This is a genomic window from Rhodanobacter sp. DHB23 (genome assembly GCF_014842975.1).
In the GTDB taxonomy this organism is placed as follows: domain Bacteria; phylum Pseudomonadota; class Gammaproteobacteria; order Xanthomonadales; family Rhodanobacteraceae; genus Rhodanobacter_A.
This window is the reverse complement of sequence record NZ_JACYXK010000020.1, coordinates 74,539-87,425: the sequence shown is the minus strand read 5'-3', so window position 1 is coordinate 87,425 and position 12,887 is coordinate 74,539. Positions and strand designations below refer to the sequence as shown.

14 protein-coding genes are annotated in these 12,887 nt (G+C 69.1%); 1 reads left to right on the top strand and 13 read right to left on the bottom strand.

Features of this window, described 5'->3' with window-relative positions:
* Positions 1-11 precede the first annotated feature (11 nt).
* From ccmD to IHE47_RS03520, 13 genes are all read right to left on the bottom strand, one after another.
* A complete protein-coding gene (gene ccmD / locus IHE47_RS03580; RefSeq protein WP_192104423.1) occupies positions 12-200 on the bottom strand; it encodes a heme exporter protein CcmD in 189 nt (62 codons plus the stop codon).
* Between the two features lie 5 nt (positions 201-205).
* Positions 206-964: a heme ABC transporter permease gene (locus IHE47_RS03575; RefSeq protein WP_192104321.1), complete on the bottom strand. Its 759-nt coding sequence runs from the start codon at positions 962-964 to the stop codon at positions 206-208.
* A gap of 3 nt (positions 965-967) precedes the next feature.
* Positions 968-1,651, bottom strand: coding sequence for a heme exporter protein CcmB (ccmB, locus tag IHE47_RS03570; protein ID WP_192104319.1), 684 nt, complete (start codon positions 1,649-1,651; stop codon positions 968-970).
* Positions 1,652-1,795: 144 nt separating this feature from the next.
* Positions 1,796-2,428 (bottom strand): cytochrome c biogenesis heme-transporting ATPase CcmA, encoded by a 633-nt coding sequence (gene ccmA, locus IHE47_RS03565; RefSeq protein ID WP_192104318.1) that lies wholly within the window; start codon positions 2,426-2,428, stop codon positions 1,796-1,798.
* Positions 2,429-2,492: 64 nt separating this feature from the next.
* Positions 2,493-2,900, bottom strand: a complete 408-nt coding sequence (locus IHE47_RS03560; protein WP_192104317.1) for a DUF3293 domain-containing protein — start codon at positions 2,898-2,900, stop codon at positions 2,493-2,495.
* Entirely contained in the window at positions 2,893-4,302 is a 1,410-nt protein-coding gene (locus IHE47_RS03555) for an NAD(P)/FAD-dependent oxidoreductase (protein WP_192104316.1), read from the bottom strand. The genes IHE47_RS03560 and IHE47_RS03555 overlap by 8 nt, the downstream gene beginning before the upstream one ends.
* Before the next feature lie 76 nt (positions 4,303-4,378).
* A complete protein-coding gene (phbB, locus tag IHE47_RS03550) occupies positions 4,379-5,137 on the bottom strand; it encodes an acetoacetyl-CoA reductase (RefSeq protein WP_192104314.1) in 759 nt (252 codons plus the stop codon).
* Between the two features lie 208 nt (positions 5,138-5,345).
* Positions 5,346-5,831 carry a polyhydroxyalkanoate synthesis repressor PhaR gene (gene phaR / locus IHE47_RS03545; protein WP_192104312.1) on the bottom strand — a complete coding sequence of 162 codons (486 nt, stop codon included), beginning with the start codon at positions 5,829-5,831 and terminating at the stop codon, positions 5,346-5,348.
* Positions 5,832-6,230: 399 nt separating this feature from the next.
* Entirely contained in the window at positions 6,231-7,784 is a 1,554-nt protein-coding gene (locus tag IHE47_RS03540; RefSeq protein ID WP_192104310.1) for a DHA2 family efflux MFS transporter permease subunit, read from the bottom strand.
* Positions 7,785-7,985: 201 nt separating this feature from the next.
* The gene (locus IHE47_RS03535) at positions 7,986-9,188 is read right to left on the bottom strand and encodes an HlyD family efflux transporter periplasmic adaptor subunit (RefSeq protein WP_192104308.1); all 1,203 of its coding nucleotides are present in this window, start codon (positions 9,186-9,188) and stop codon (positions 7,986-7,988) included.
* Positions 9,185-10,699, bottom strand: a complete 1,515-nt coding sequence (locus IHE47_RS03530; RefSeq protein WP_192104306.1) for an efflux transporter outer membrane subunit — start codon at positions 10,697-10,699, stop codon at positions 9,185-9,187. Before IHE47_RS03530 ends, IHE47_RS03535 begins: the two co-directional genes overlap by 4 nt.
* Before the next feature lie 11 nt (positions 10,700-10,710).
* Positions 10,711-11,235 (bottom strand): MarR family transcriptional regulator, encoded by a 525-nt coding sequence (locus IHE47_RS03525; RefSeq protein ID WP_192104304.1) that lies wholly within the window; start codon positions 11,233-11,235, stop codon positions 10,711-10,713.
* A gap of 75 nt (positions 11,236-11,310) precedes the next feature.
* Positions 11,311-12,090 carry a TatD family hydrolase gene (locus IHE47_RS03520; protein WP_192104303.1) on the bottom strand — a complete coding sequence of 260 codons (780 nt, stop codon included), beginning with the start codon at positions 12,088-12,090 and terminating at the stop codon, positions 11,311-11,313.
* A gap of 170 nt (positions 12,091-12,260) precedes the next feature.
* Here IHE47_RS03520 and IHE47_RS03515 point away from each other — a divergent pair, with 170 nt between their 5' ends.
* Positions 12,261-12,866 (top strand): glycine zipper 2TM domain-containing protein, encoded by a 606-nt coding sequence (locus IHE47_RS03515; RefSeq protein ID WP_192104300.1) that lies wholly within the window; start codon positions 12,261-12,263, stop codon positions 12,864-12,866.
* Positions 12,867-12,887: the final 21 nt, after the last annotated feature.

The following is a 12,887-nucleotide window of genomic DNA, read 5'->3' as shown; positions in this document are numbered from 1 at the left end:
GGCATGGCGGATCAGTTCGCTGGAGGGGACGGGCGGCGTTCGCGCGCGGCTTGCCGCGCCAGGCGGCCGCGCAGTTCGCGCAGGATGCGGCGGCGGCGCAGCCGTGGTGCCACGCCGTCGACGACCAGCACCGCGAAGAACACGGCATAGGCCGGCCACACATACATGGCGTAGCCACCCATCGCGAGGAAGTGCTGCAGCGCGCTCATCGGGCGCCCTCCGCCTCGGCGATCGCGCGCACCCAGTCCTTGCCGCCTTCCAGTGCAAGGATGTCAGTGCGCGCGCGGCGGCACAGGCTGGCCGCGTACCAGCATTTGGTCGCCAGCGTCATCGCCAGCAGCGGCCACAACATTTCCCACGGCATCTTGGAGTGGCCGAAGATGTTCACCGTGCTGCCCTGGTGCAGGGTGTTCCACCACACCACCGAGAAATGCACGATGGGCACGTTGATGACGCCGATGATGGCGAGGAAGCTCGCGGCGCGCGCGCCCTGGCGGCGATCCTCGAACGCGTGGTAGAGCCCGATCACGCCAAGGTAGAGGAACAGCAGCACCAGCTCGGAGGTGAGCCGCGCATCCCACGTCCACCACGTGCCCCACATCGGCTTGCCCCACAGCGAGCCGGTGACCAGGGTGATGAAGGCGAAGGCCGCGCCGATCGGCGCCGATTCCATCGCCACCACCTCGGCCAGCTTGATGCGCCACACCAGCGCGACGAAGCCGGACACGCCCATCGCCGCGTAGACGAACATGCTCATCCACGCGCTGGGCACGTGGATGAAGATGATCCGGTAGGCATCGCCCTGCTGGTAATCCGGCGGCGCCAGCACCAGCCCGCCGTACAGGCCGATGACGCCGAACAGCAGCGCCAGCCCCATCGCCCACGGCATGACCGCACCCGCGAAACGGTAGAACGTCGGCGGTGAGCCGAGCTTGTGCAACCAGAGCGGGATCCAGGTGGCCATGACTTACGAATCCAGGGCAATACGCAAGGCCGCCGCGCAGGCGAGCGGCGCCAACACTACGCAGAGGATGAGTGCGGCGGCCAGCCACGCGACCGGAGCAACCCACGGAAGGCCCTCTTGGGCGGCTGCCACCGCGCCGGCCGCGAAGATCACCACCGGCACGCACAGCGGCAGCAACATCAGTGCCAGCAGCATACCAGAGCGCCGCGTGCCGGCCGTCAGCGCCACCAGCACCGCGCCGAGCAGGCTGAGCAGCGGCGTCGCCAGCAGCAGCGCCAGCAGCAGCGCCGGCATGGCCGCCGCGGGCAGGTGCAGCATGCCGGCCAGCAGCGGCGCGATCACGATCAGCGGCAACGCCGTGGTCAGCCAGTGCGCGAGGACCTTCATGCCCAGCATCAGCGCCAGCGGCTGCGGCGCCAATACCAGTTGCTCCAGCGAGCCGTCCTCGATGTCGCTGGCGAACATCCCGTCCAGCGCCAGCAGCATCGCCAGCAACACCGTCACCAGCACCACGCCGCCCGCGATCCGCTGCAGCAACGCCAGATCCGGCCCCAGCGCAAACGGAAACAGCACCACCACGATCACCGCATACAGCACCGGCATCGCCATGTCCCCCCGCCGCCGCCACGCCAGCGTGAGGTCGCGTCGAAGCATCGCGGAGCAGGCGGGCACGAGCGAGGCGCTCATGGCATGCGACCCGGCAACGTCACGGCTGCAACTGCCTTGTTGCTTGCGGCAAGGGCGGAAAGGCCCCGCTCCCCCGCCCCCTCTCCCGCAAGCGGGCGAGGGGAGCAAGGCGCGTGCCTGCTGGCAGGGAAAGACCATGGCCCTTTACGCATGCATGCGTATCCGCTGCGGTTCCCCGCCATGGAACCCGACGGCGCCGTGGCTGCTCACCAGCGCGGTGCCGCCGTCGGCCACGTGCCGCTCCAGCAACCGGTTGACCAGCGCAATGCCATGCCGGTCGAGGTTCGCGTAAGGCTCGTCCAGCAACCACAGCGTGGCCGGAAGCAGCAGCAGGCGTGCCAGCGCGGCGCGTTTCTTCTGCCCCGCGGAAAGACGCCGCACCGGTTCGTCCTCGTAACCGCGCAGACCCACTTCGTCCAGCACCGCATCCGGCGTGATGCCGGCGCGGCAACCGTGCAGGCCGGCGGCGAAGGCCAGGTTCTCGCGCGGGCTCAACTCGTGCTTCTGGCCCAACTGGTGGCCGAGGAACAGGATCTCGTTCGCGCAGGCGTCGCGTTGCAGCGGTTCGCCGCGCCAGCGCAATTCGCCTTCGCTCGCATGCAGCAGGCCGGCCAGCAGGCGCAGCAGGGTGGTCTTGCCGCTGCCGTTGTCGCCCTCGACCAGGGCCAGTTCGCCTGCGTGCAGGCGGAAATCCAGCGGCGCGAACACCGGCTCGTCCTGGCGGTGGAAGCTCAGGCGATGCGCTTCGAGCAGGGGAGTGGCGGTGGCTGCGGTCATCCGCCGCATTCTCCGCAATGGCCGGCGAGCTTGTCCATGCGGCGGGCTGCCGCTGCAGAGCCGCTCAACCCAGCATGCGCAGTTCGGCGGGGCCGTCGGCCTCGCCATGCACGTAGGACAGTTGCGCGTGCTCGCGCATCAGCCCGTCCAGCGTGGGCACGTCGGCGCCGATCACGAACAGGCTGGGTTCGCTCCAGCCGGTCTGGCCCACGCCGATGGCGGGATACACGGCGACGTCCGGCAGCTTGCCCAGGGCATCGACCAGCGCCTGCTGCGCGGCGAGGTTCTCCGCCTGGGGACGGCGGCGGGCCTGCGGGTTCCAGGCGGTGATGAAGCCCCATGGTCGCGCGCCGACGACGGCCGCCAGCTCGGCTGGCAGCGGCAGGTCGATGCGGATCGCCGCCCAGCGCACCGTGTCGAGCACCACGTGGTAGGTGGTGTTGCGGAAGTCTTCGAGCAGGAACTCATTCATGGCGTAGTGGCGCGGGCAGGAGCGAAAGCCGAGCTTGCAGCATGCGCGCCGCCGCGTCGAGATCGACGGCGCCAGCGTCCGGCGCGTCGCGCAGGATTTCCTCCAGCAGCGCGTCCTGCAGGCGGCCCCGCTCCAGCGCGTAGCTGTAAGGCAGATGCGTGAAGGTGACCATGCGGTAGCGCGCCATGAAGTGTCGCGGCGCGCGTTCGGCCAGCTGCGCGCCCAGCGTGCGTTTGGCGAGGTAGTGCGGGTCGGCCACCGAGTCGCGCATCTCCACGTAGTTCTCCAGCGCCATCGTGGCGATCGCGTTCGCATTGGGCTGGCGGATGCGCTGGAACTCGGCGAACACGCCGGCGCTGTCGCCGGGCGCGGCGGCGAGCAGCTCGGTCAGCGTCACCGTGTCCTCGAAGCCGCAGTTCATGCCCTGGCCGTGGAACGGCACGATGGCGTGCGCCGCGTCGCCGACCAGCAGGGCGCGTCCGTCCAGGTGCCAGCGGTCGAGGTACAGCGTGGAGAGCGTGCCCATCGGGTGCTCCGCGTAGTCCGCGTCGAAGCGCGGGATCAGCGGCAGCAGGTCGGGGAAGTCCGCGGCGAAGAACGCGCGCGCCGCCGCAGCATCGGGCAGGGTGGCGAAACTGGGATGCGCGCCTTGCGCGGGCAGGAACAGCGTCACCGTGAAACTGCCCTCGGCGTTCGGCAGCGCGATGCACATGTAGCCGCCGCGCGGCCAGATGTGCAGTGCATGCGGCTCCAGCGCGAAATGGCCTGCGCCGCCGGACTGTTGCACCAGTGCGGGCGGAAGGGTGCCGGCGTTGGGTATCTCCAGCTCCTTGTAGCCGTGGCCTAGCGGTTCGATGCGCTCGCCCAGCGGCGCATGGGCGTTCATCGCCGCGCGCAGCATCGAACCCGCACCGTCGGCGCCGATCAGCAGGCCGGCATCGTGCTCGCGCGCCGTGCCGGCCTCGTCGGCCAGCCGGATGCGGCACCGGTCGAAATCCGCGCCCAGCAGCGACTGGCCGAAATGGAAACGCACGCCGGACACTTCGGCGGCATCCAGCAGCAGCATGTTCAGCGCGCCGCGCGACACCGACCAGATCACCTCGCTGTCGTCCACGCCGTAGCGCTGCAGGCCGCTGGCACTGCCGTGCGCATGCACCATGCGCCCGCGCATCATCACCGCGCGTCGCAGCACCTCGTCGGCCAGTCCCGCCGTGCGCAGCGCCTGCAGGCCGCGTTCGGCCAGCGCGAGGTTGATCGAACGCCCGCCGAGGAAACCCGCACGGCGCGGGTCGGGCCGCTTCTCGAACACCTCCACCGCAAAGCCGTGCTGTGCCAGTTGCCGCGCCAGCAGGGCGCCGACCAGGCCGCCGCCGATGAGGGTGATGCGAGTAGCTTGCGTCATGTCGCGTACCGGGAAAGTGGTCCGCCCACTGTTCCGCAAGCGGCGCGCGACTGCAATACGCGCCGCGCTATGCGCCTCAGAAGCTCATGAAATACCCGCCGTTCACCGGCAGGTTGACGCCGGTGAGGTAACCCGCGTCGTCGGCCGTGAGGAAGGTCACGGCGCGGGCGATGTCGGCGGGCTGGCCCAGCCGGCCCACCGGGATGCCGGCGATGATCTGGGCGCGGATCTCGGCGGGCACCGCAGCCACCATCGGCGTGTCGCAGTAGCCGGGCGAGACGGTGTTGACGGTGACGCCCTTGCGCGCGGTCTCGCGCGCCAGCGCCATGCTGAAGCCGTGCACGCCGGCCTTGGCGGCGGAGTAGTTGGCCTGGCCGAACTGGCCGGTCTGGCCATTCACCGAGCTGATGTTGACGATGCGGCCGAAGCCGCGCGCGGTCATGCCTTCCAGCACGGCATGGCTGGTGTTGAACACCCCGTCGAGGTTCACGCGCATCAGGTCGTGCCATTGCGCCGGCGTCATCTTGCGCAGGCTGGCGTCACGGGTGATGCCGGCGGCGTTGACCAGGATGTCCACGCCACCGTGCTCGCGCTCGTGGCGGCCGATCACCGCCGCGCAGGCCGAGTGGTCGCTGACGTCCATCGGTTCGTAGCGGATGGCGTCGCCGAATGCGGCAGTGGCTTCCCGGAAGGCGGCAAGGCGGGTTTCGCTGGCGGGCAGGTCCGCGGCGATCACGCGGCGGCCGGCCTGCGCCAGTTGGCGGCAGATTTCGGCGCCGAGGCCGCCGAGGCCGCCGGTGACCAGGGCCAGGCGGGAGGTGACAGGTGCGTTCATGGGGTTTCCGTTGCTTTGCGATCGGGCGGTGTTTTTGCGATCGTCCTTGATCGCTTAAATCACACGGGCGGCCATCCGTGGCCGCACTTTCAATATCTTTGCGATCGTCCCTGACCGCATGAATCACACGGGCGGCCATCCATGGCCGCACTCTTCAAAATAAAACGCGCCGCTCGAGGCGGCGCGTGGATGAACTGGATGGAGGGGATCAGCCGGGTTTCTTGCCGCGGCCGCCTGGCGGGGTGATCTGCGCGGCGGCGTCGAGCAGGCCGCGCTGCATGGTCTTCCACGCATCCATGTTGCGCTCGGTCAGCTCGTTCACCATCGCCCACGGGGTCTGGCCCATCAGGCTGTTGAGCTGGGTGCGGAACTGCTGCTGCTGGTCGAGGAAGACCTGCAGGCTGCGTTCCAGGTACGGACCCATGAAGCCCTGCAGCGAGTCGCCGTAGAAGCGGATGATCTGGCTGAGCAGTTGGGGCGACAGCATCGGCTGCCCCTTCTCCTCGTGCTCGGAGATGATCTGCAGCAGCACGGAGCGGGTCAGATCCTCGCCGGTCTTGGCATCGCGGACTTCGAAGTCCTCGTTGTCCAGCACCAGCTGGCGCACCTCTTCCAGCGTGATGTAGCTGGAGATCTCGGTGTCGTAGAGCCGACGGTTCGGATACTTCTTGATGGTGCGTTTGTTTTGTGCCATGCGGCGAAACTAGCAGAAGATATTGCGCCGCACCAGTAGACCACTGGCATGCATGTCCGGAAATTGGTCTGCTCCGCGATGGCCGTGGCGCCGCGATGTGCGACACGGTGGTCTGCAGCAAACGGCGGCCCAGAGCCTGTTCCATATCTCCACGTGGCCCGCGCCGGAAGCTGTTTGCGCGCAGGCTAAGGAAGAACGAAGGAGTGGACGTCCGTCCACGACCGAGTGATGACGCCGGCATGTGGGCAAACAGACTCGGCCCATAGGGTTGCCCATGAATGGCCACCATGCGGCAGCGTGCGGCTTGATCTGCCAGTCAGGCAGGCGCTACGCCGCGCACGACCACCTGGCGGCCATTCATGGGCAACGCGGGCCACGTGGAGATATGGAACAGGCTCTTTAGTGGCCGACCGCCCCGCCGGCGCTGCCGAACGGAGGCTTGGCGAACCACAGGATGGGGATCAGCAGCACGAACAGCACCGCGCAGCCCCAGAACACGTCGTTCACCGCCAGGGTGAGCGCCTCGCGGTTCACCAGCTGGTCGATCAGGCCCAGGCTCTGCGTGTGCGGCATGCCGTGCTGGGCCAGGCCCTGCAGGAACTGCGCGGCCGCGGGGTTGGCGTTGCTGACGTCCTCGGTGAGGTTGGCATGGTGCAGCTCGCCGCGGTGCTGCCACAGCGTCACCGTGATCGCGGTGGACATGCTGGAGCCCATGGTGCGGCAGAAGTTGGACAGGCCCGAGGCGCTGGCGATCTCCGAGGCGGGCAGGCCGGACAGGTAGATCTGGTTCAGCGGGATGAAGAAGCAGGGGATGGCCATGCCCATCACGAAGCGCGGCACCACCAGCGTGCCGAACGAGGCGTTGCTGTCGAAGCCGGCGAACCAGTACGAGGTGAACGCGAAGACGATGAAGGCGAAGGTCACCACCGAGCGCAGGTCCAGCCGGTGCATGTTCTTACCCAGGATCGGCGACAGCAGGAAGGCCAGCACGCCGACCGGCGCGGTAGCCAGGCCCGCCCAGGTGGCGGTGTAGCCCAGGTCGAGCTGCAGCCACAGCGGGAACACCACGTTGATGCCGAAGAACGCGAACATGCCCAGCGTCAGCGCCACCACGCCCACGGTGAAGTTGCGCTGCTTGAACAGCGAAAGGTCGATCACCGGGTGCTTGGCGTGGATTTCCCACACCACCAGGAAAGTGAGGCAGACCAGCGCGACCAGGCCCAGCGTGAGGATCAGCGGCGAGGCGAACCAGTCGTGGTCGTTGCCGTTGTCCAGCATGAACTGCAGGCAGCCCACGCCGGCCACCAGCAGCAGCAGGCCCACCGCGTCGATCGGCGCCTTGACCGTCTTCGTCTCGCGCTTGTGCAGGATCGACCAGGTGATGACCGCCGCGGCCAGGCCCACCGGCAGGTTGATGTAGAAGATCCACGGCCACGAGAAGTTGTCGGTGAGCCAGCCGCCCAGGATCGGGCCGAAGATCGGCGCCACCACCACGGTCATCGCCCACATCGCCATGGCGATGCCCTGTTTCTCCTTCGGGTAGCTGGTCAGCAGCAGGGTCAGCGACAGCGCAACCATCGGGCCGGAGCCCGCGCCCTGCATCAGGCGCGCGAACACCAGCATCGGCATGCTGGTGGCCAGGCCGCACAGCATCGAGAAGACCACGAACAGCAGCACCGAGACCACGAAGGTGCGCACCTCGCCGAAGCGCCGCGCCAGCCAGCCGGTGAGCGGCTGCATGATCGCGCTGGCCAGCGAGTAGGAACTGATCGTCCACGTGCCTTCGCTGGCGCTCACGCCGAGGCTGCCGGAGATGTGCGGCACGGCCACGTTGACGATGGTCATGTCCAGCACCTCCATGAAGGTGCTGAACGCGACGGCGATGGTGAGCAGCGCCAGCGGGCCGCCGTGCAGCGGCTTCAGCGGGGCGGCGTTTTCAGGGGTGGTGGCCATGCGGTGCTCGCGCGGGTGTCTGGAGCTATGGGGTGGGACTGCTTTGGCCGTCACTCCGGCGCAAGCCGGAGTCCAGTGTCTTTGCGTTTGGCGGCGGGGAGGCCCTGGATGACTCGCTTCGCTCGCCCCTCTGGGGCCGCCCTGCGGGCGTTCTGCGCGCGAAGCGCTTGTCCGGCCTGCGCCGGTATGACGGACAGGACATCAACGCGACTTGCCGCCGGCACCGAGGTTGGCCGCGATCACCTTGTCGGCCTCGGCATCGGCCTGGCTGGCGATGGCGTCGTACACATTGGTCTCGGCGGCGGGCTGCGCCGGGCCGGCAGCCAGCACCTTGCCCTGGTCCTGGCTGACGTCCACGGTGACGTCGGCGGACAGGCCCACGCGCAGCGGATGCCGGTCGAGCTCCTGGTCGTCCAGCGCGATGCGCACCGGCACGCGCTGCACCACCTTGATCCAGTTGCCGGTGGCGTTCTGCGCGGGCAGCAGCGAGAACACGCTGCCGGTGCCGGCGCCCAGGCCGATCACCTTGCCGTGGTATTCCACCTTGCTGCCGTAGAGGTCGGTGGTGATGGTCGCCGGCTGGCCGATGCGGATGCGGCCCAGCTGGTTTTCCTTGAAGTTGGCGTCCACCCACAGCTGGTGCAGCGGGATCACGCTCATCAGCGGCTGGCCGGGCGACACGCTGTTGCCGAGCTGCACGCTGCGCTGGGCCACATAGCCGGACACCGGTGCCACGATGGTGTTGCGCTGCGCGGCCACCCAGGCGGCGCGGAAGTTGGCGCGCGCCTGCTGCACGGCCGGATTGCCGGCGGTGTCGGTGCCGGCGATGGCCGCATGGGCGGACTGCGCCTGCGCCTGCGCCGCATCCAGCGCGGCCTGTGCGCCGGCCACGGCATCGCGCAGGTGCTGCACGATCTCGGGCGATTCCGCCTGCGCGGCCACCAGCGGCAGGTGGCGCTTGAGGTCGGCCTCGGCCTTCGCCAGGTCGACCTTGCGCGCCGCCACCGCGGCATCGGCGCCGCTGGCGCTGTCGGTCTGGCCGCGCACCTGGCGCACGGCGAGCGCCAGAGCGCTGCGCGCCTGGCGCAGGCGCACGTCGGCGTCGGTGGGATCGAGCTTCACCAGCACCTGGCCGGCATCGACGTGCTGCGTGTCGTCGGTGAGCACCGCGACCACGGTGCCGGGCACCTGTGCGGAAATGCCCACCTGGTTGCCGCCCACGTAGGCGTTGTCGGTGTTCTCGCGGTTGGCGAACACGAACTTCCACAGCAGGAACCAGGCCAGGGCGGCGAGTACGAAGACCGTCGTCACGATCAGCAGCGCGCGGCGGCGCTTGGGCGGATCCTTGGCGGCAAGGCCACTGTCATTGGCGCCCTGCGGCAGGGTGGACTCGGTGGCGCTCATGGGCTTGGGCTCCGGTGGCTGTTCGTGGAAGAGGAATTCGCGTCGGCGTCGGCGGGCAGGCGATAGCCGCCGCCCAGCGCCTTGATGAGGTCGAGGTCGGTACCCAGCGCCTGCGCATGCAGGGCGATGGCCTGGTCCTGTTGCTGCAGCAACTGCGCCTGCGCGGCGAGGCTTTCGCGGGCATCGGTCACGCCGCGTTGCAGGCGCGAGCGCGCGGTGTTGCCGAGTTGTTCGTTGGCGTCGACCTGCTGTTGCTGCTGCTGGCGGGTCGCGGCCAACTGCTCGGCGGCCAGTGCCTGGCTGGCGACTTCGCGGGCGGCATGGAACACCGAGGCGTTGTATTGCGCCACCGCGTCGTCGAGCTGGGCGCGGCTGATGCCGTAGGCGGCCTTCAGGCGGCCGCCTTCGAAGATCGGCAGGTGCAACGCGGGCGTGAGGCCGAACACGCGGCTGCCCGCGCTGAACACGTTGCCGAGGTTGCCCGAGCCGCCGCCGCCGAACAGCGCCGGCGCGGCCTGGTTGGTGCTGGACAGGCCGGCCAGCGCGGTGATGCTGACGTCGGGGAAGAATTGCGCGCGCGCCGCGTCGGTCTGCTGCAGCGCCGACTCGACCTGCCAGCGGCTGGCGACGATGTCGGGGCGGCGGGCGATCAGGTCGAGCTTCGCATCGGCGGGCAGACCGCCGTGGATCGCCGGGAGCGGGCGCGGCGACAGTGCCGGCAACTGCTCGGGCGTGACGCCGAGCAGGGCGGCCAGCGCCACCTTGCGGATCTTCGCCGAGCTTTCCAGTGCCGTCTGCGCCTGTTCCACACCGGCGATGCGCGCACGCGCCTCCTGCACGGTGTCGGGCAGGTCCACGCCCTGCCGCACGCGCAGCTCGGCGATTCGAAGCAGGCGCTGCTGCACGGCCAGCGATTGCCCGGCCAGGGCCAGGCGCGCCTCGTCGGCCAGCCAGCCGAAATAGGTGCCGGCCACCGCGTTCTGCAGCGTCAGCGCGGCTTCGCTGCGCTGGGCCTCGGCGGCGTGCGCCTGGTCCAGCGCGCTTTCGATCGCGGCGCGCTTCTTGCCCCACCAGTCGAAGTCGTACTCGAACTGCACGCCGAGGTCGGCCTGGTTGTACCAGGTGAAGCCGAGCAGCTGCGGCGGCATCAGGCCGTGTTCGCTCAGCCGTTGCCGGGCGACCTGCGCGCTGCCGTTGATGCTCAGCCCGGCCTGCGCGGCGGCGAGCTTCACCGACTGTTCGGCGGTGTGCACGCGGCTCTGCGCCTGCCTGAGGTCGGGCGACTGGCCCAAGGCCGTGGCCATCAGGTCGTCGAGTTGCGGATCGTCGTAGCCGTGCCACCAGTCGGTGGCCGGCCAGCCGGCGACGGCGGTGCCCTGCAGGCCGGCCAGCGGCACGTCGTCGCGCAGCGCGGGGTGCTGCAGCTTCGGCGGCGCGAATGCGCAGCCGGCGAGCGCCAGCATGACGGCAAGCGCCATGGCTGCGCGCGGGCGTGGCGGGGCGAGGGTCATCTTGGGCTCCTTCACGACGCGTCCTCCGCGTCGAGCTGGTCGAGGTTGTTGGCGAGCTTGCGCAGGAGGCGGCTGAGCTGGCTGCGTTCGGTGGCGCTGAAGCCGGCGAACATCGCCTCCAGGCGGGGGAACATCGGCGGCAGCATCTTCAGCACGAAACGACGTCCGGCGGCAGAGATGCGCATCACCACGCAGCGGCGGTCCTCGGCGCTGGCGCCGCGCGAGATCAGGCCGCGCTTTACCAGCGTGTTGCCGATGCGCGTCATGTTGGTGCTTCCCTGCGAAGTGAACTCGCACAGTTCACCCGGCGTGGAGCTGCCGTCCGGGCGGCTGTACAGCATCATCAGGGTGAGGAACTCGCTGTGGTTGAGCTGATGCGGCTTGAGCTTTTCCTCCAGCCCCTCGTCCATGCGCTTGCCTACCATCGACATCAGCCGGCACAGCGTGGCCTGTTCGGCGGGAAGGTGCGAAATGGCCTCGCGCATGCGCCCGATGCCCTCGTCCATCATCGCCATGCAATTGCCGAGCAGTGTCATTTCATCAATTCATATTTCACTGGTGAATGAAATTGTGGCGCGCGCGGAAGCGCGGCGCAAGTGCCTGGTCGCGGGTCAGTCGAGTCCGGGGGCGGGCAGGTGGAACAGGCGTCGGGCGTTCGCGGCGGTGGCGGCGGCCACGTCGCGTTCCGCTTCGCCGCGCAGAGCGGCCACGCAGCGCAACACCTCGGCGACGCGCGCCGGTTCGTTGCGCTGGCCGCGATGGCCCGCGTCGGGCTGATCCGGGGCGTCGCTTTCCAGCAGCAGGAATTCGCCGGGCATGTTGGCGACGATGCGGCGCAGGCGCTGTGCGCGGTCGTAGGTCACCGGGCCGCCGATGCCGACCAGGAAACCGAGTTGCCACAGCCTTCGCGCCTGTTCTTCGCTGCCGGAGAAGCTGTGCACCACGCCGCACACGCCCGGATGGCGTCGCAGGGTGAGGATGACTTCCTCCAGTGCCTGCCGTGCGTGCACGATCACCGGCAGGCCGAGTTCGCGGGCCAGCGCCAGTTGCCGCGCGAAGTAGTCGCGCTGCAGGTCGGGATCGAGGTCGGGTTGATGGAAATCCAGCCCGATCTCGCCGATGGCGACAGCGTCGCTTGAGGCGCACCATGACGACAGGGCGTCGACATCGCCGGGCGCATGCTGACGCAGGTACAGCGGATGCAGGCCGTAGGCGGGGAACAGCATGGTTGGACGGGTTGCGCAAAGTTCGCGGATGCGCGGCCAGCTCGCCGCGTCCACGGCGGGGATCACCAACTGCCGCACGCCGGCGTCGTTCGCGCGTTGCAGCACCTGTGCGCGGTCGGCGTCGAATGCTTGGTCGTCGAGGTGGACGTGGCTGTCGACTGGCACGGCGCGATCGGCCTCCGTTTCTGTGCCGTGGCTGGCAGTGGACCGGGTGAAGTTAGTGTAGCGTCCGGTCCGGCGTTATTCAGAATCATGAAGGTTCAATGGATGTGAGGGCCGCGAGAAACTGCATGCCCGCGGCATCGCGACCGCAACACAAACAGAGGAGGAGAGTCATGAAAAAGCTAATGGTCAATGCACTCAATGTCGGTATCGCGGCCGCGCTGGCCGTCGGGCTGTCGGCCTGCAACCGCAGCGCCGATGCCGGCACGCAGGTGGCGCAGGCGGCTTCGTCGGCGCCAGCACCCGCGGCTGCTCCGGTCGCCCCGGCGGCGCCGGCCGGCCCGCAGTATGCCCAGGTGGTCAGCGTGACGCCGGTGCATTCGACGAGCGCGTCGCAGCAGGTCTGCCACGACGTGGTGGTCAACCAGGCGGCGCCGCCGAAGGATCAGCATAACGTCGCCGGTACCGCGATCGGCGCGGTGGCCGGCGGCCTGCTTGGCCACATGGTCGGCGGCGGCAAGGGCAACACCCTGGCCACGGTGGCTGGCGCGGTGGGCGGTGGCTACGCCGGCAACCGCATCGAGAATGCCCATCATCAGCCGCAGGTGACGCAGTCGGTGCAGCGCCAGTGCAATACGGTCGCCGGCAGCGACAAGATCGTCGGCTACGACGTGCAGTACGTGTACAACGGCGTCACGCGCACCACGCGCATGGACCACGATCCGGGCGATCGCGTGCAGGTGCAGGAAGGCGTGACAGCCGTTTCGGATGCGCGCTGATCCAATGGAAGTCGAAGGAGC

What these genes read in the sequence shown, in the direction of transcription:
- IHE47_RS03555 (WP_192104316.1), bottom strand. Translation starts at nt 4,302, where the DNA reads ATGACGCAAGCTACTCGCATCACCCTCATCGGCGGCGGCCTGGTCGGC.
- IHE47_RS03530 (WP_192104306.1), bottom strand. Translation starts at nt 10,699, where the DNA reads ATGACCCTCGCCCCGCCACGCCCGCGCGCAGCCATGGCGCTTGCCGTC.
- ccmA (WP_192104318.1), bottom strand. Translation starts at nt 2,428, where the DNA reads ATGACCGCAGCCACCGCCACTCCCCTGCTCGAAGCGCATCGCCTGAGC.
- IHE47_RS03575 (WP_192104321.1), bottom strand. Translation starts at nt 964, where the DNA reads ATGGCCACCTGGATCCCGCTCTGGTTGCACAAGCTCGGCTCACCGCCG.
- IHE47_RS03515 (WP_192104300.1), top strand. Translation starts at nt 12,261, where the DNA reads ATGAAAAAGCTAATGGTCAATGCACTCAATGTCGGTATCGCGGCCGCG.
- ccmB (WP_192104319.1), bottom strand. Translation starts at nt 1,651, where the DNA reads ATGAGCGCCTCGCTCGTGCCCGCCTGCTCCGCGATGCTTCGACGCGAC.
- phaR (WP_192104312.1), bottom strand. Translation starts at nt 5,831, where the DNA reads ATGGCACAAAACAAACGCACCATCAAGAAGTATCCGAACCGTCGGCTC.
- IHE47_RS03560 (WP_192104317.1), bottom strand. Translation starts at nt 2,900, where the DNA reads ATGAATGAGTTCCTGCTCGAAGACTTCCGCAACACCACCTACCACGTG.
- IHE47_RS03525 (WP_192104304.1), bottom strand. Translation starts at nt 11,235, where the DNA reads ATGACACTGCTCGGCAATTGCATGGCGATGATGGACGAGGGCATCGGG.
- phbB (WP_192104314.1), bottom strand. Translation starts at nt 5,137, where the DNA reads ATGAACGCACCTGTCACCTCCCGCCTGGCCCTGGTCACCGGCGGCCTC.
- IHE47_RS03540 (WP_192104310.1), bottom strand. Translation starts at nt 7,784, where the DNA reads ATGGCCACCACCCCTGAAAACGCCGCCCCGCTGAAGCCGCTGCACGGC.
- IHE47_RS03535 (WP_192104308.1), bottom strand. Translation starts at nt 9,188, where the DNA reads ATGAGCGCCACCGAGTCCACCCTGCCGCAGGGCGCCAATGACAGTGGC.